The sequence below is a fragment of the Agrobacterium sp. 22-226-1 genome (assembly GCF_053522345.1).
The window spans coordinates 83,006-100,030 of record NZ_JBNWCP010000002.1 but is presented as its reverse complement, the minus strand read 5'-3'; the positions used below and the strand labels follow the sequence as shown (position 1 = coordinate 100,030).

At 58.5% G+C, this 17,025-nt stretch carries 10 protein-coding genes; 9 read left to right on the top strand and 1 reads right to left on the bottom strand.

Annotated features, from left to right (window positions below):
* Positions 1-2 precede the first annotated feature (2 nt).
* The 5 genes from ACQZ5K_RS03450 to ACQZ5K_RS03430 all read left to right on the top strand — a co-directional run bounded on the left by ACQZ5K_RS03450 (position 3) and on the right by ACQZ5K_RS03430 (position 9,263).
* Entirely contained in the window at positions 3-2,951 is a 2,949-nt protein-coding gene (locus tag ACQZ5K_RS03450) for a tetratricopeptide repeat protein (RefSeq protein WP_448739681.1), read from the top strand.
* Entirely contained in the window at positions 2,932-4,320 is a 1,389-nt protein-coding gene (locus tag ACQZ5K_RS03445; protein WP_448739680.1) for an alginate O-acetyltransferase, read from the top strand. The genes ACQZ5K_RS03450 and ACQZ5K_RS03445 overlap by 20 nt, the downstream gene beginning before the upstream one ends.
* 80 nt (positions 4,321-4,400) lie before the next feature.
* Positions 4,401-4,997 (top strand): alginate O-acetyltransferase AlgF, encoded by a 597-nt coding sequence (locus tag ACQZ5K_RS03440; protein WP_162690353.1) that lies wholly within the window; start codon positions 4,401-4,403, stop codon positions 4,995-4,997.
* 32 nt (positions 4,998-5,029) lie between these two features.
* A complete protein-coding gene (locus ACQZ5K_RS03435; protein WP_448739679.1) occupies positions 5,030-7,918 on the top strand; it encodes a tetratricopeptide repeat protein in 2,889 nt (962 codons plus the stop codon).
* A gap of 46 nt (positions 7,919-7,964) precedes the next feature.
* On the top strand, positions 7,965-9,263 hold the full coding sequence (locus ACQZ5K_RS03430) for a tetratricopeptide repeat protein (protein WP_448739678.1): 1,299 nt from the start codon (positions 7,965-7,967) through the stop codon (positions 9,261-9,263).
* Positions 9,264-9,284: 21 nt separating this feature from the next.
* Here the strand turns inward: ACQZ5K_RS03430 and ACQZ5K_RS03425 are convergent, their stop codons facing one another.
* On the bottom strand, positions 9,285-10,319 hold the full coding sequence (locus ACQZ5K_RS03425; RefSeq protein WP_448739677.1) for an alginate lyase family protein: 1,035 nt from the start codon (positions 10,317-10,319) through the stop codon (positions 9,285-9,287).
* A gap of 551 nt (positions 10,320-10,870) precedes the next feature.
* Here ACQZ5K_RS03425 and ACQZ5K_RS03420 point away from each other — a divergent pair.
* The 4 genes from ACQZ5K_RS03420 to ACQZ5K_RS03405 all read left to right on the top strand — a co-directional run bounded on the left by ACQZ5K_RS03420 (position 10,871) and on the right by ACQZ5K_RS03405 (position 17,012).
* Entirely contained in the window at positions 10,871-12,211 is a 1,341-nt protein-coding gene (locus ACQZ5K_RS03420) for a nucleotide sugar dehydrogenase (protein ID WP_111791987.1), read from the top strand.
* A gap of 59 nt (positions 12,212-12,270) precedes the next feature.
* A complete protein-coding gene (locus ACQZ5K_RS03415; protein WP_448739676.1) occupies positions 12,271-13,866 on the top strand; it encodes a mannose-1-phosphate guanylyltransferase in 1,596 nt (531 codons plus the stop codon).
* Between the two features lie 63 nt (positions 13,867-13,929).
* Positions 13,930-15,702: a type I secretion system permease/ATPase gene (locus ACQZ5K_RS03410; protein ID WP_448739853.1), complete on the top strand. Its 1,773-nt coding sequence runs from the start codon at positions 13,930-13,932 to the stop codon at positions 15,700-15,702.
* Positions 15,699-17,012 carry an HlyD family type I secretion periplasmic adaptor subunit gene (locus ACQZ5K_RS03405; RefSeq protein ID WP_137004470.1) on the top strand — a complete coding sequence of 438 codons (1,314 nt, stop codon included), beginning with the start codon at positions 15,699-15,701 and terminating at the stop codon, positions 17,010-17,012. Before ACQZ5K_RS03410 ends, ACQZ5K_RS03405 begins: the two co-directional genes overlap by 4 nt.
* Positions 17,013-17,025: the final 13 nt, after the last annotated feature.

Below are 17,025 nucleotides of genomic sequence, written 5' to 3'. Positions count from 1 at the left end.
TGATGAAGCGTCACCTTTTCACCCTCGCTCTTGCTGCTGGGTCCGCGGTTTTGAACGGCTTGCCAGTGTCTGCCGCTGATGCGCAGGTGCCGGGCAGGCTTATAGAAGCCGCGATCGCGCTTTCGCAGCGGAGCGACGGTCAGGGCATGCTGGATTATGCAAGGTTGCTGCGGGCGGGCGTGCCGGTCGATGCGCAAAATCCGTTGCTCGTGCCCGACTTCGGCAAGGCACGGACGGTTCTCGATGCGGCGTTGACGATCCCCGGCCCACACCAGTCTGAAGCCAAATTGACGCTGGCGAAGATGCTGCTTGCGGGAGAGGGCGGTTCGTTTGATATCAATCGGGCCTTGTCTCTGCTGGAAGAGGCTGGCCGGGCAGGGATCGCAGAGGCGGCCTATATTGCCGGGCGGGCGATGGTGGAGCGACAGCTGGGTGCTGCCGATGCGAAGGCCCGGCTGCAACTGGCTCTGAGGCTCGGTTATGGCGCGGCCGCTTTCGAATTGGCCGCTCTGGCTGGAACGCCTGAGACCGAAGCACAGTCGATGACCCGCTTCGGCATCGGGCTGCTTCAGCGGCGTGCGGCGTCCGGCGATGAGCGCGCGGCTTATGACCTTGCGACCTACTACCGGGAAAATGCGAATTCCGATGAGGCGTTGCAAGCGGCCCTCGTATGGTATCGCAAAGCCAGCGAGCTTGGGCATAAGCGATCGATCTTCTGGATTGCGCGCCTGCAGATGGATTCTGCAACCGGCCTGTTCAATCCCGCCGAGGCGGCAGATTATCTCAACCGGGCGGCCGAAGCCGGCGATATCGAAGCGGCGCAGGAACTGGTCAAGGACTTCACCGAGAGCGGCGACATCAATGTCGATCAAGCGACCTTCGATAAATGGATGCGGCGCCTTGCCGGCATCAAAGATGCCAAGGCCGTCCTCTATTTCTCCGTTCAGCTGCAGAACACGTTGGAAAACCGCAAGAAGCTTTCCGATGATCTGTTCGCCCAGGTCATGAATGGCGAGGCGCGCGATGTGGATGCGCTTCTGCGGATTGGCACGATGTTCCGTGACGGGGATGGCGTTATCGCCGATGCGCGAAGAGCCGTGGATATCTATGGGTTGACGCTGGCGCGCCAGTCCAAGGATGGCACCGCCCTTTTAGCGCAATTGCTTCTCGAAAAGCCTGAGTTGCGAACGAAAGAAAGTCTGACAGCGGCACGCAACGGGCTTGTCGTCACCGCCGCCGCCGGCAGCATCAACGCAATCGTGCTGAGGGGCGATTTCAGTCTTCATGGGATCGGCCAGATGACCGATATCGATGATGCGATGGCGTGGTATTCGAAAGCGCTTGCTGTGCGACCTTCGGTTCGGGTGCTGAACAGGCTGGCAGATGCCGCTCTCCTTTCTTCAGACCCGAAGCGCAGAATTTTCGCCATCGGGTGGCTGGAGAAGGCCGATACCCTGGGCAGCGATGCGGCTATGCTGAAGCTCGGCAAGCTTTACGCGGAAGGGCAGGTCGTTCCGCTCGATGTCGGCAAGGCGACGGAGTATCTGGAAAGATCGGCCGCAAGGGGCAGGACCGATGGTCTGATCGAACTTGCAAATCTGCACATGCGCGTCGGCGGTCCGGATGCGTTTGAAAAGGCGCATGCGATTTTCCAGAGGGCGGTCGACAGGGGCGATGTCGAGGCATCGGTCGAGATGGCGCGTTTTCTAAGAGCGAATGGCCGTCCGGAGGAAGCCGTTCCGCTTCTGGAAACGGCGGCGCGCGCCGGGAGCTTCTCCGCCGCGATCGATCTCTTCGATATCCTGTCGCTGGAAGGCGGAGAGAGCGGCAAGACAAGAGAGTTTCTGGAACTTGCCGCCAACCTTCCCGATCTCTCGTCTGCCGATCGTTTCCTGCTTGCCGGCACCCTTCTGAAATCAACAGATCCGCTGTTGAGCCTGCGGGGCGCTAACCTTGCCAGGGAGATGGCAGGTGCGGGATATCCGGGTGCGGCCGCCATGCTGGCTTCAACCTACCTCGAAGGAGGGAAAAGCGAACGGAATTTTGAAGAGGCGCAGCGTGTTCTCGAAGAAGGGATCGCCAATGGCGACGTGGAAGCGACGATCATGATGGCCGATCTCCTTCTGGATGGCGTTCATACACCCGTCGATCCGTCCAGGGCCTTGTCCTATTACGATCGAGCACTTGCCGTGCAGCCGAAAAACCCGTCGCTCAACCTCAAGCTTGCCCGCATGTATGCCGATGGTGTTGGCGTCGACATCGACAAGAAACGCGCCGCCGACTATCTGCGCACCGCAAGCGACGCTGGCAGCCGTTCGGCGCAGCGCGAGCTCGGTCTCGCCTATCTCTGGGGTGCAGGAGTGCCGCAGAACAGGGATCTTGCAAAGGAGAATTTGCAGGCGGCGGCCGATGCCGGTTTTGATCGCGCGTGGCACGATCTCGCGGCCCTGGAAAGTTCCGGTTTCGCCGCGCCTGTCGATCCGGAAGCGGCTTTTGTTTTCAACTACAAGGGTGCAAAGCGCGGCGACGCCGCAGCGATGATTGATGTCGGGTTGTCCCTGCTCTCCGGCTTCGGTGTTCCGCATGATGGCGAGGCCGGGATTGGCTGGTTGGAGAAAGCCGCGGCGACACGCACGGAAGAAGGTCCGCTCGCCATGTATCGGCTCTATGAGGCGTACAGGTCGGGTCAAGGCGTCGAACGGAACGTGGAAAAGGCGAATGAATGGCTGGCCCGAGCCGCCGCCGCCAACAATCCCTCCGCCATGTTTCAGACGGCGCTCGTCCTTCGCACAGACAGTTCGCAGGCTCTCCAGGCAGAGGGGCTCCTCTGGCTGAGGCGCGCACAGGTGCTCAAGCACAATCAGGCCAACAAGATTCTCATGAAAATGGCGGCTGATTCCCATTTCGAGATACCCAGGATGGAGGTGGTCGATGAAAACGAAGAGCCTTGAGGTTCACCATCTGAGCGGTACAGGTGAGGTGAGCCGGTTTGCCCTCAGCTTCATGAGTGCCTTGTTCGTTTTCGCCGCAACGCCAGCCCTTGCAGGCAAGGACTGCCCTGATATCGGCAACAAAAAAACGGAATTCAATCTGGCCGAAGGGCTCGATGGGGTGTTTTTCCGCACCAATACGGATTTTGAGGAGTTCTTCGTCAGAACGTCGGAAACGATGGCCTCCCTGCGCGCCATTTCCGATGCGTTGCGGGTCAAGGGAACGGAACTTGTTTTCCTGCCGCTGCCGTCCCGCGGCATCGTGCAACGTGCGAAACTCGACGATAGCGACGAGATACAGGCGCGCTACAACGCCCCCGTCGCGGAACAGGAGTTCCGTCACTATGTCGCGCAGTTGCAAAAGAACGGCATCACGACGGTCGATGTTCTCAAGGCGATTGACGATCATCAGGCAAGGGGCAATTTCTTCTTTGCTCGAGATCATCACTGGACATCATCCGGCGCGCATCTGGTTGCTTCCGCGACGGCGGAAACGATAAAGAAGCTCGCTGGATATCCATCCCTGTCGACGTACAATTTCGAGACCAAGGCCGTCGGAAGTCTCGACTACATCGCGCCGATGGGTCACGAAATTCAGGCATTGTGCGGCAGTGCGGTGGAGCCCGAGAAAGAAACTCTCTGGCAGACAACGCGATCGGCGGATGATGCCAGCGATCTTCTGGGAAATGCGACGGAAACCTCACCGCCGGTTGCTCTTGTCGGCTCCTCTTTCAGTGCAACGCCTGAATTCAACTTTGCGGGATTTCTCGCGCAGGAAACCGGTCTCGACATTACGAACTATGCGGAAAACGGCGCGCAGTTCATTTCATCTCTGGCGACTCTCGTGTTTTCCAAAGGCTTTCACGAAAAACCGGCCCCGCTGATCGTCTGGGAGGCGCCATCCTATTACGCAGTGGACCAGACGATGTTTCAGGCATCGCGCCAACTGCTGGCGGCAGTCTATGGCTCCTGCGAGGGTAAAGGCAGTATCGCGAACTCTCAGCCGAAGAAAATTGACGGCGAGACGGTGTTGCTTGCCGCCGCAGACCTCAAGGGGGAGCCATATGGCGACGCCTATCTGGAGTTCGCCGCCTCCCAGGCTGGGCTGAACCAGATGACTGTCACCGTGCGGTATCGCGATGGCGATGAGGATACGCTGACGCTGGGCGGCTTTCCCCGTTTCGTCGATGATGGCACGTTTTACCTGATGTTGAACGACGAGTTTCCGACGCCGATTACGGGCGTGTCCGTCAACGGAAACTTCGGCGACACCACGGTTACCGCTCGTCTGTGCCGCGTTCCCGATCAATTCATCAAGAAGCAGGGCTGAAGCAGATGTTTTCGGACGAGATTGCCTTCAAAATAAATCGACGCCGGTTCGTTCGCCTGGTAACCGCTTTTGCGGGTGTGATGGCGGCAAACCAGTCCGTTTTTGCGGCTGGTGACGATGCCGGCATCTATGATGCGGATGTTCCGAAAGACTGGAGCTTCATCCGCATTGCCGCGACCGATCCGTCGGCCGTTGCAACAGCGACTATTGGCGAAAAACCGTTCAAGATATCTGCAGGCGGGATTTCCGACTATGTCGCCAGAGCGCCCGGAGACTACACCCTGCTGGTCAAAGGTCAGTCCACGCCGCTTTCGGTGGGGCAGGGCCAATATCTGACGGTTCTCGCGGGCGCGAACACAAAAGAGCCGGTCGTTGTTGCGGATGTATTTACCTCCGACCCGGCGAAATGTGCGCTTGCGCTCTACAACCTCACGACAATGCCGGTTTCACTGACGGCGCTCGCCAAACGCTCGCCCGTCATCAAGGCCGTCGCGCCGATGAGCGGCGTCTCTATCGAGGTCAATGCGGTTGCAATCGATCTGAACGTCGAGATTTCAGGGGCGATTGCCAGGACTTTCGAAAAAACGACGCTGAAACGCCGTTCGGTGACATCCATCTTCGTTCTTGGCAGCGGGCCGAACGATATCGTTCTCACATCCGTTTCGGCGAAAGCCTGAGAGGGAGCAGAAAGATGAGAGGGGTCAGGTACATGACAACATTCAAGAGCGTGGCGCCCTTCCTCTTCGGTCGGCGGGAAAAGACCGGGTTTGGCGCCAGCCTGTTGTTTGTCGCGCTGGTGTTTGCGGTGCAGCCGGTGCAGGCGCAGACGACCTTGCCGTTGCAGGACGGCCTGATGCCCAGTCCTGATTTCGACTACGCGCCGATCTGCAAGGTCAGGGAACAACAGCGCAATCTTTCCTTCGACTGGAGGAAGTGGGACGGCGGGCCGGTTTCCGGCAATCTGGACGATATGCTGCTGGATGCGCAGGCTTATATCGGCGGAACCGGCAATGCCCCGCGTGACAGGGTGCTTGCGCGCCGCATGCTCGAATATCTGAAAAGCGCCAATTATGAACTGGCTGGCCGCGCCTCGCACACCTTGGGTCGCCTGATGTTCGACGCGACGTCGGGATCGCCGGATCTTGGCCGGGGTCTTGCACTTCAGGATGAGGCGATAGCGCGTGGCTTCATGGAAGGCGCGACCTTCCTGGGGCGCCTTTATGCCACCGGCGAAGTCGTGCCGCAGGACAAGTTGAAAGGCGAAAAATACCTGAAGATGGGTGCGCAAAACGGTGATCCGGATGCGGCTCTGTTGCTGGCGCGTCTATATCGCAACAATCCGGATCTGGCGCCGTCGGAGAATGCGCCTCAGCTTCTTTTCAATCAGGCGATCGACAGACTCAGCCATTCGCTCGGCGCGGGGGAGTGCGACGTTCTCAACCTGTTCTCCGGCATCTATGCCAATGAAGAATTCGGCCTTTACAATCCCCAGCTTTCCGCCAGGTGGCTAATGGCTGCCGCAAAGGCCGGAAATTTCGTTGCGATCGAACGTCTGTCACAGCGTTACGTGATCGGCGACGGCGTTCCGGTGGATCGCAACAAGGCGGTGGAACTGCTGGAAACCGCTACTGCGAAAGGACACCCGGGTAGCCGCATTTCGCTTGCGCGCCTGTTGCTGGCAAATCTCGATCTCAAGGACGCACTTCCAAAGGCGACACTGGTGCTTAAACAGGAGGCGCAGCGCGGAAACGTGCGCGCTTTGGAACTTCTGGCGCAGATCTCCCATGGAGATTTTGGCGGCAAACCCGACTATCCCGCCATGGTGGGCTATCTCGAACAGGCCGCGCGCAATCCTGTCGTTGATACGGATATTCTGAAGCAGCTGGGCAGTGCTTATGCCAGTGGCACGGGAACGGCGCGCAACACGGAAAAGGCCGTGGAATATCTGACGCGTGCGGTTGCTCTGGGGTCCGATACGGCCGCTCTTGAACTTTACCAGCTGATGGTCGACAGCACGCACAATATTTCAAAAAGCGTCAACCCGGTCGCGATCTTGCGGCGCGCCGCCAATAACGGCTTGAGCGAAGCGATGGCCACACTGGCAGACGCCTATAGCTGCGGTATCGGTGTCGAACGCAACGTGGAAATAGGGCGGCGCTGGCAGGAACGAGCCGCTGCCGCCGGTAACCGCCCCAGCCTGATCGCCGTCGGCAGAGAGGCGCTGGCCGAGCAATCCGGTGACGATGGAAAGCTGATGTATTTCCGCAATATTCGTCGGGCGGCGGCACTTGGGGATCGGCGGGCGATGGTTCTCCTGTCGCTGGCCTATCGTGACGGCATCGGCACGGATGTTGATACCCGTGAGGCTGGCCAATGGTACGAAAAGGCCTTGGCGGCCGGTCAGGAACGCGGCCAGGCGCTGGTTCTGCTGGCGCGATTGCAGCTTTCATCGGAAAATGCCGACAAGGCGAACGTGAAGGCGGCCGTCGAACTTCTCAGAGATGGATTGTCGAGCGGTGACACCTCGGTGCGCTATGATCTTGCCAAGCTTTATCTGAAGGGGGCGGCAGGTTTCACACCTCAACCCGAGGAAGGCATCAAGCTTCTTGTCGAAGCTGCACGTCTGGGACACACGGCTTCGATGATCCAGCTTGCCGATCTCGGCGTGGACACAAAGACCGGTGGCGGCAGGGCAGCGGATCTGTGGTTGAGGCAGGCCGTTGATGACGGCGATATCCGCGCGATGCTGAAAACAGCCGACCGTGCGGGCGACCAGAGATCGCGCCGCGCCATGTTCGACCTGGCCCTGAAGCAACCGCTCTGCAGCGCCAAAGACGAGGTTGCGCTGGCCGATGCCATATCGCGGGATGCCGATTACGCCACACAGACCCGCAGCCTGGTCGACCGTGCGATTGCTTCCGAAACGGACGACGCCAGCACGCTCTATCACCTCGCAAACCTGCTCAACGACGACAAACGCGGCGTTGCCAACCCCGAACTGGCGCTTGCGACGATGGTCAAGGCCGCGGAGGCGGGCAAGGTCGAAGCCATGCGCGAAGCCGGTCGCATGTACCTCCTGCCGCTTCACGCCGATCCGCGGCAAGCGACGCGCTGGTTGCTTGCTGCCGTTCGCGCCGGAGACGACGGAGCTTTGAAGACGCTCGTCGAGCAGCTGGTGGGCGACGAGGCGCCGAAGGCGTCGACAAATCCGTCAATGGTCGCGGAAGCCTTGCCGGCACTTGAAGATGCCGCGAAAGCAGGGTCCGGCAATGCCATTCAGGCTTTGGCGCGCGTTCTTTCAACATTGGCGAAAGAGGATGCGGCCTATGCGCAGAAGGCGAGGGTCTGGATGATCAAAGCTGCCGAAAGCGGCGACGGCGCTGCCATGGTGACGGTCGCCGACGCTTTTGCGACCGGCACCAGTGGTTTCCCACTTTCGGCCACGGACAGCACGGGCTGGCTCGCGCGGGCGGCGATTTCCGGTTACCGCCAGGCTTTCGAACCCTACGCCATTGCACTGCAGATTGGTTACGGCGTCCCCTCCGATCCGGAGGAAGCGGAACGGTGGCTGGGTAAAGCCGCAACCATCACTCAATAGCAAAACCTCCGTCGCGATTTACGGATGATGGAGAAAGGACCGTTCGATGAAACTTTTAGTCATTTTCACCCTGGTTACGGTTTTGCCGATTGCGACGATCGCGGCTCATGCTGCCGGTAAGAGCACTGTGCCTGTTCCGAAGGCGCGGGCGACGGTTGCCGAAAGCCCGCAGGCTCTGCCGGTAGCGCGCCCGCCTTCGCTGGAAGTGGCAAAAAAGCTTCCTCTCGCCAGGCAGCTGGAAATCGCAGCGGCTGCCCTGAACGAATCCCGCCGTGACCTTCGCAATCCTGACCTCGGTTTTTCCCTTCTGATATCGGCGGCCCCAAGGAACCGTGAGGCGGTGCGCCTGCTCGCCAAAGGCATCGTCAACAACGACTATTCTTTTGGCGCCAATGCCCGCAAGGTGATGAACCTCCTGGCGAAGGAGGCCATGCGCGGGTCTTCCAGCTGCGTCATCGCCTGGGCGCGCATGCAACAGCTCGGCATTGATGTTTCCAAAAACGATGCCCTTGCTTACAAATGGTACAGGTGGGCAGCGCTGGTGGGCAATCTCCGCGGCATTGAGGAGACGTCGCTTGCCTTGCTGGAAGGGCGCGGCGTCACCCGGGATGTGAATGAAGCGATTGCCTTGCTGGACAAGTTGCAGCCGGTGCGGCGCGGCGCCCGTTATGTCGAAACCGCGTCCCTGCTGATGCAAAGCGCCGACGCGGAGGCAACGGCACGCGCCGAGAAGCTCCTGCTTGCGGCGATCGATCTCTCGCCCGAGCGAAGCCTTTCCGCCGCCACGAAACTTTCCGACGACCGGTTCAGCGCGGCGGCACGGGAAAAGGCGCAGGCAATCATCGCCGCAGCGCCGAAGGGCGGTCCTATTTCTGAGGACGGCAAGATCGCCCGCGCTCTGTGGAACAGCAATGACCCGGCCGAAATCCGCAAGGGCGTGGACATGTTTGCCGAGGCTGCCAAGGCGGGCGATGAAAAAGCCGTGCCTTTCCTTGCCAAGGCGTTGAACCGTTCGGGCGTGCCGGCGACCATGCATGAGCGAATTTTGCAGATTCTCGAACCCTATGCCGACCGGGGGGACATGGAGGCCATTCGTGCCGTCTCCGAAGCCTATTTCGTGGGGCGTGGCACGAGCCGGTCGTTTGAAAAGGCAGCCGCCTATCGAAAACTGGCTGCAACGCAGGGGGACAGCGAGGCGCAATACCTGCTCGGCCTGATGTATGCGCAGGCGACCGGCGTCGTCAAGGATATCGGACAGGCCAAATATTGGCTGACCCAATCGGCCGATGGTGGCTACCTTCTGGCGCGATCCGCGCTCATCTCGCTGGACGGCATGGCGAGGTAGATGATGATGGTGTTGCCGGTGTCATCCCTGCTGGAGGTCGCGTTTAAGCGCATCCAGCCTCAGATGGGCAGGGTAGCTGTCTTCACGCGGCGGCTTGGTTTGCTGTTTCATGGTCGCGGCTTCGAACAGCGTGGCGTCATCGACACCGTTCAACGCAGCTTTGGCCAGTCGCTCGAGAGAGCCGGAACAAATGTTATCGAGTGGTTGACCGATCTTGCGGAACGTGACGAAAGTGCCGGCCAGCGGACGAAAAGCGTAGAGATGGTAGTTGCGCGCAAGCGCTCCCCTCTGCATTTCAAGCGGCAAGGTGCCGTCTTCGGTGACCTGGCACACGCCGATCCGATAAGACCGGCGAGCCCAGTCGATCTTGTTCTGGTCTCCCGTCAGGCTGCCGACTGTGGCAAGGGCAAGTGCTGCCCAATAGCGATGGTTGTTGCGGGCGCTTCTCGGGCCGGCCTCGACGTCGAAAAACACCATGGTGTCGTCTGCCATGATGCTCAGCCAATCCATTATGGGTTGTCTGTCGAGATCGCCTGCACCACCCCAGGCGGCGATGAGACCGGATATTTCTGCAAGAACGCGAGCGCGGGTCAGTTTGGCGTCGGGTGTGATCGCGTCGATCAGGGCGTTGGACGTGGCCCATTGGTGAAGAACACGCATGGCGCATTCAGCTCCAAAGCGCGTCTCAATGTTTTCCAGCTCGAGAATAGAACGCCAGATCGGTTTGAAAACGGCGATATGGGAGGCCTCCTGCCGTTCGCCCTCGGTTGCGTCTCGGAAAAGATATTTCGAGCTTGTGGCAATTTTTCGCGGCGGGGTTTCGATTTTGGAAGCCGCCACGCCGCAACTCACGTCCGTTTCCTTCTTGCCGTTCGCAATCGTCGCGCTGTCGGATCTTTCCAGTTTCACCTGAACGGTCGGCGGGTGTGCAGGCGACGTGGTCGGTTTGAGGATTTCATGTGCGGCTTCATTCGAGCCTGAATCGCTGCCCACGCCCAGCATAGGCAAGCTGAACAGAAAGGAGGCAGAAAAGGTAATCAACGCAAAACGCAACATGGTTCACTTCCCGACAAGGAGAGCGGCCATTGAAGCAGATTGAAGGAAACGCCCGGTTAATGAGGCGGATTGATTGATGCGCGTAAGAAACGTGCCGGTAAATATTTGCGAATATTATAGAATTTCGTAATTATTCGGTATTTTTCGTTAAAAATTTGTTGACTATATAGTATATTCATATTTAATGTTTTTGTAATTAATAGCGAAGCTGGCAAGGTCGCATCATTCGTTTTTTGCCATCGGTTTTGTGTTCATATATGTTTATTTGAAATTTCGCCAGCATGGCTGTTTTCGATGATGTTCGAATTTTATGCTGTAATATGAATATGTTGTCATGTTTTGTGAGGCTTGTTGCCGCTTGATTTTTTTCGCTCGGCGAAAGAATTTCGCATAAAATATAAGTTTCGTTTTGCCAACGGGTTCTGTTGAACCTGATCCAGCATTGCTTTTTGATCGCTCCATCCTGCTCGATCCGGTGGTGCGTGTAAATGAATTTGCAGAATTTTCCCGTGGTTGTTCAAGTATTTTCTTAGTTGCTTTCAGGGGTTAACATGACCAAAATTGATATTAACGTCAGTGCAATGGGGCTTAGGGTCAGTGTTTTCGGGGCAGGCTATGTCGGCTGCGTATCGGCCGCCTGTCTAAGCAACGACGGTTTCCGCGTCGTGGCGGTCGATACGGATAGCTTCAAGGTTTCCTGCCTTGCCCGTGGCGAAGCGCCGATCATTGAACCTGACCTCGCCGAGTTTCTGGAGAAAGCCAACCTCAACGGCATGTTGACCGCAACAACCTCGGCGGCAGAGGCGGTCGAGATGACCAATGTGTCGCTTTGCTGCGTGGGTACTCCCAGCCTTCTCGACGGTACACTCAATACGGACTACGTACGTCAGGTCTCTTTGGAGATCGGCAGGGCCTTGCGCAACAAAAGTGAATTCCACGTTGTCGTCATGCGCTCCACTATCCTCCCCGGAACGATGGAGGAGGTTGTCATACCGGCGCTCGAGGAGGCGTCCGGTAAAATCGCCGGAGTGGATTTCGGTGTCGCCTATTATCCCGAATTCCTGCGCGAGAGCACGGCGATTGCGGATTATTACAGGCCTGGCGCCATCGTGTTTGGTCAGTATGGCAATGATACGCGCTCTATCGACGTTCTTAAGGCCATGGTCGCCCATATTAGCGTCGTTCCCCATGTTATTCCGTTGCGGAGCGCCGAGATTGTCAAATACGTCAACAACTGCTGGCATGCGGTAAAGATCAGCTTCGCCAACGAGATTGGCAATCTCTGCAAGGCCAAGGACATAGACAGCCATGTGGTCATGGATGTCGTGTGCGCGGATACCCGCCTGAATATTTCCAAGGCCTATATGAAACCGGGGTTTGCCTATGGCGGCTCGTGCCTTCCCAAGGATTTACGGGCCCTGTCGGGTTTCGGACGGCGAATGAACGTTGCAACACCGATGCTTGACGCCGCAAAGGCGGCAAACCTGGTGCAGATCGATCGCGCGAAACAGCTCATCTCCGATGCGCGCAAGGATCGCATCGGCTTCATCGGCATCACATTCAAGACCGACACCGACGACATGCGCGAAAGCCCGATGCTGAGCCTTGTCGAAAATTTTATCGGCAACGGCAAAGAAGTGTCGATCTTTGACCCAAACGTTGTGAGGGATGAGAGCGAAGGCCGTACCTATCTGCGCCATATTGCGCCTCGTGTCCGGGCGTCGATCACTGATGTCATCGAAAACGCTGATATTCTGGTGGTCGGCCACAAATATGCGGGTCTGACCGGGGCGATCGAAGCGGCTGGCAGACCACTCGTGGTGGTGGATCTTGCGCGTGTCGAGGTGCCAAACCGTAGCGGTAACGTCGTCTATCACGGGCTTTGTTGGTGAGGCGGCCACAGCGCCGATTTTTTATGAAAATATATTTTATGGTTCTGTGAGGGTTTCCTATGCGTCAGGATTTGTCCGCTGTTGCAGGCGAGAACACCCGGATCGTTCCCGCCATCATGATCGGTGGGTCCGGAACCCGGCTTTGGCCTCTGTCCCGCTCGAACAAACCGAAGCAGTTTCTTACGCTGGGCGGCGACGGGCATGACAGTTTTTTCCAGCAGGCGCTGCGCCGTTTTGCCGTACCCGGATATAGTCTGCCGTGGCTGATGTGTGCACGCGACACATTGGTTCATGCGGAAGAGCAGGTCGCCAGCGGCGGATTTTCCGTCGACGGACTTATTGTCGAACCATCAATGCAGGGAACGGCCGCGGCGATTGCCGCGCTGACTGTCACCATCTCGCGGATCGATGCGGCGGGAAGCAACGCCGTTCTTCTCGTCGCCCCTTCGGATCATATCATTGCAGAACCCGAAATCTTCAACCGGATTGTCGCGGACGCTCTGCCGATCGCACGTTTTGCCGACCGTATCGTGACCTTCGGTATCCAGCCTGAGCATCCTGAAACCGGCTTTGGTTACATCCGCCCGGGCGACGCAATCGAAATAGACGGGGAAGTCAGGGGATACGCCATCGGCGCCGGCGATTTTCTGGAAAAACCGTCCCTTGAAAATGCCAGGCGTTATGTGGAAGAGGGTTTTTGCTGGAACGCCGGCATATTCATGTTCCGGGCCGGTGTGATGCTGGAAGAGCTGGCGCGTCATGCGCCGGAAACACTACAGGCGGCCGAAGAGGCGTTTGAAAATGCCGCCATCGACATGTTCGATGACATACACGCGGTCATGCTGGAAGCTTCGGCGTTTGGGGCTTCGCCACCAGATGTTCCAATCGACACGGCGATCATGGAGCGCACGTCACGCGGTGCCGTGGTGCGGTGCGAAGGCATCGGCTGGTCCGACATCGGGTCTCTTTCGGCCCTGCATGAGATCGCCCGCAACAAGGATTCCGACGGCAACTCCCTTTCCGGGCCGGTGCTGTCAATCGGCTCCAGCAACACCCTCGCTTATGCACGCGGTGGCAGAAAGGTCGTCCTTATCGGGCTGGAGGACATGATCGTAATCGATGACGAAGATGCCGTCCTCGTGACGACGATGTCGATGGCGCAGAGGGTCAAGGATGCCGTCAATCTTATCAAGCTGAACAAGATGCCGGAATCGCGCGCCACGCGAGAACAACTATATGGCTGGGGAAAGGTCCGGCTGCTGAGCGATGAGGGCGAACTGTCGGTATTCACGGTGACGTTGCGCAGCAACGCGACGATCGCGCTGCGCATTCCCGATGGCTATTGGGAGAACTGGGCCGTATCGGCCGGCAAGATCGACATCATCCTCAGTGGTTTCGTTCGCCATCTGGTGCCGATGGCCAGCCTTTCGCTGACAGAAGGCGAGATTTTGTCTCTTTATAACGGCACGGCCAGGGAAACCACCATCGTCGTCACCCGGCAGCGCAGTTCCGGACGGAATTTGGCCATCGCGCCGCAGAGTTTTACCGCAGACACGGTTCTCGACCTCATTCCCGTCGAGGCAGACGTGTCAGCGTTCGATCTCAATATGGTGCCGGAAAGCACCCTCCATGACGAGCCCCATGCCGCCAATTGACGAGGCTTTGCGGCACGCGGGGTAACGCAGATTTTTTGCAATAACAGCAGCAGGCGAATGAGTATGCCGAAAGACGGCGCGTTTGATTGTAAAACGGGTGGGGGACACGCCCGCGCCTCGCTCCTGCATCAGGCTTTTGGCCGGTGCAGGAGCGGGTTGGCAGTCGTTGCCGTTGTGAGCGGTTTCATCAATCTGCTGTATCTGACGAGCCCGTTTTTCATGTTGCAGGTCTATGACCGCATCATCCCAAGCGGCAGCATCGGGTCGCTGATTGCACTGTGTCTGCTGGCGGGCATGCTGTTCGTCTGTCAGGGTGCTTTTGAAATCGTCAGAAGTCGCATGTTGTCGCGTCTCGCCGCCTTGTTCGAAGTCACTCTCGATCGTGTCCTTTTTCGGCGATCGTTGCTGCTGTGCGGCAAACAGGCAATCGTTCCGACAAGTGACGATCTGGATATGGTGCGCGGTTTTCTCTCCGGGCCGGGGCCATCGGCACTTTTCGATCTTCCCTGGCTGCCCGTCTATCTGGCAATCTGTTTTCTGCTTCATCCCGTCATCGGTTTCGTGGCGCTGGCAGGCGTCCTGTTGCTGATGGTTTTGACCGCACTCGCGCATGTCAGTCTGCGGCAGTCTCAACGCGATCTCGCGGTGCTGACAGCAAACCGCAGAGGCTTTTCCGATTCCGTCAGATTGAATTTCGGGGCGCTGACGGCCATGGGCATGACTGGCGATGTGGCGGAAAGGTGGGCTGCCCACAATGCGGCATTCCGGCTGTTCGGCATCAGCAATGCCGATGTGGCCAATACTTACGCGACACTAACGAAAATTCTCCGGCTTGCCCTGCAATCTGCCGTTCTGGCGGTTGGGGCCATTCTTGTGATAAGGGGCGATGCGTCCGGCGGTATCATCCTGGCGTCCTCGATCTTGACGTCGCGGGCGCTTGCGCCGGTTGAGGCGGCTATTGTGCACTGGACAGGTTTTGCCGCAGCAAGACATAGCTGGCTCCGCCTCGAGGCTATCGTTGCGGCAGAGAAGGAGCGGGAAACCCGGTCGGAGTTGCCGCTGCCATCCCGCACCATTACGGTGGAAGCCATGGCGGGAGGTCCACCGGAAGCCGAAAAACCCCTCGTATCGGAGATCGTGTTTTCGCTGGAGGCGGGAACGGTTCTCGGGGTGATCGGACATAGCGGATCAGGCAAGACGGTGCTTGCCCGCTTGCTTCTCGGTATCTGGCCCGTCAGTTCCGGGACGTTGCGTTTCGACGGGGCGACGATGGACCAATGGGACGTTGACCGGCTTGGCAGCCATATGGGTTATCTTCCGCAGGAGGTGGGGCTGTTTGGAGGAACCGTTGCCCAGAACATCGCCCGATTTCGTAAGAACATTCTCTCGACAGAGGTCATTGACGCAGCGAAAACGGCAGGCGTGCACGATCTGATTTTGCAGCTGCCGGATGGCTACGACACCCTGATCGATCCGCAGTTTCCTATACTTTCAGCCGGTCAGCGGCAGCGTATCGCGCTGGCACGTGCGCTTTTCGGCCAGCCGTTCCTTGTCGTTCTCGATGAGCCGAACGCCAATCTCGACGCTGAGGGGGAAGAGGCTTTGTCTCGCGCCATCGACGGCATCAAGATGCGCGCAGGCATTGCCGTCGTCATTACCCACAGACCCGGCATTCTTGCACAAGCGGACAAGATTCTGGTGATGAAAGAAGGCAAAATGGCAGCCTTCGGCCCGCGTGAGGCGATCATGGGGCAGGTCCTTCGCAAACCGGTTACGCGCTCGGCAAAGATATTGAAGGTTGTCGGGGCAACCGGAAAGCTGGAGGTATCGCGATGAGCGATGAGCTTTCCATCGCCTTCTGGCGCCGTTCCCTGCGGCGACACACCGCCGTTGTTATCGGGCTGGGTCTTGCCCTTTTCGGTGGTGTCGGCGGCTGGGCGGCAACGACGAAGCTGGCAGGGGCCGTCAGCGGCCAGGGCTTCATCGTCATTGAGAACGACGTCAAAAAAATACAGCATCTCAGCGGCGGCACAGTGTCCGAACTCCTGGTGCATGAGGGCAGTGAGGTTGCGGCGGGGGATGTCTTGCTGCGTCTTAGCCGAACGACTGTCGAGGCCAATCTGGCAATTATTGAAAATGCGCTGGTGCAGTCTCTGGTACGCGCTGCGCGCCTGAGAGCGGAGCTTGCCGGCACAAGAACTGTCGAAGCGGATTTTCTCGAGCAGAAGCAGCTCACCAGGCCTGCCTATCGCCAGCTCGTTGCATTGGAGCAAAACCTTCTTGAAACGCGAGGAGACGGTATTGAAGGCATGAAGCGCCAGCTCGCCGAACGCAAGGGCCAGCTTGCAGACGAGATCGAGGGTGAAAACGTCCAGATCGAGGCCGTGAACGCGTCGATTGCGGCGGTCGATGAGGAGTTTGCCTCTGTCGACGGATTGTACCGGCAACAGCTTGTCACGCTGCAGCGCCTGACGTCGCTCAAACAGCGCCGCGCCGAGTTGCAGGGCAACCTTGGTGAACGACTGGCGTCGAGAGCCCAGGCCGAGGGGCGCATCAGCGAGGTGGAGCTGCAAATACTTCAGCTCGATGAAAACCGCCGCGGGGAAAATGCCAAGGAACTGGCGGAAACCGAAGCGAAGATCACCGAAATGGAAGCGCGACGTGTCGACGTGAGAGAGCAGTTTGGCCGATTGGATATCCGTTCTCCTGTCAGTGGTCGCATTTTCGAACTGCAGCTTCACACTGTCGGGGGCATCGTTCAACCAGGAGAGACGTTGATGCTGGTCGCGCCACGTGGCGCTGGCCTGATCGTGGAGGCGAAAATTTCGCCGCGCAATATCGATCAGGTGACGCTGGGTCAAAAGGCGCAGTTGCACTTTAGCGCTTTCGACCGCACGACGACACCAATGGTGAAGGGTGAGGTTGTGTCCGTTTCGCCGGATGTGCTGACCGACCAAGGAACGGGACAGCCGTTTTACGCGGTGCGGATCAGGCCTGACACAGAGAGCCTGGAAGGGTTGGGAAACCTGAAACTCTATCCGGGAATGCCAACGGATGTGTTGATGCCGGCGGCGGAGCGGCGCGTGATCTCCTATCTCGTCAAACCGCTGACGGATCAACTCAATCATGTTTTCAGGGAGGACTGAGCCGGGACAAGAG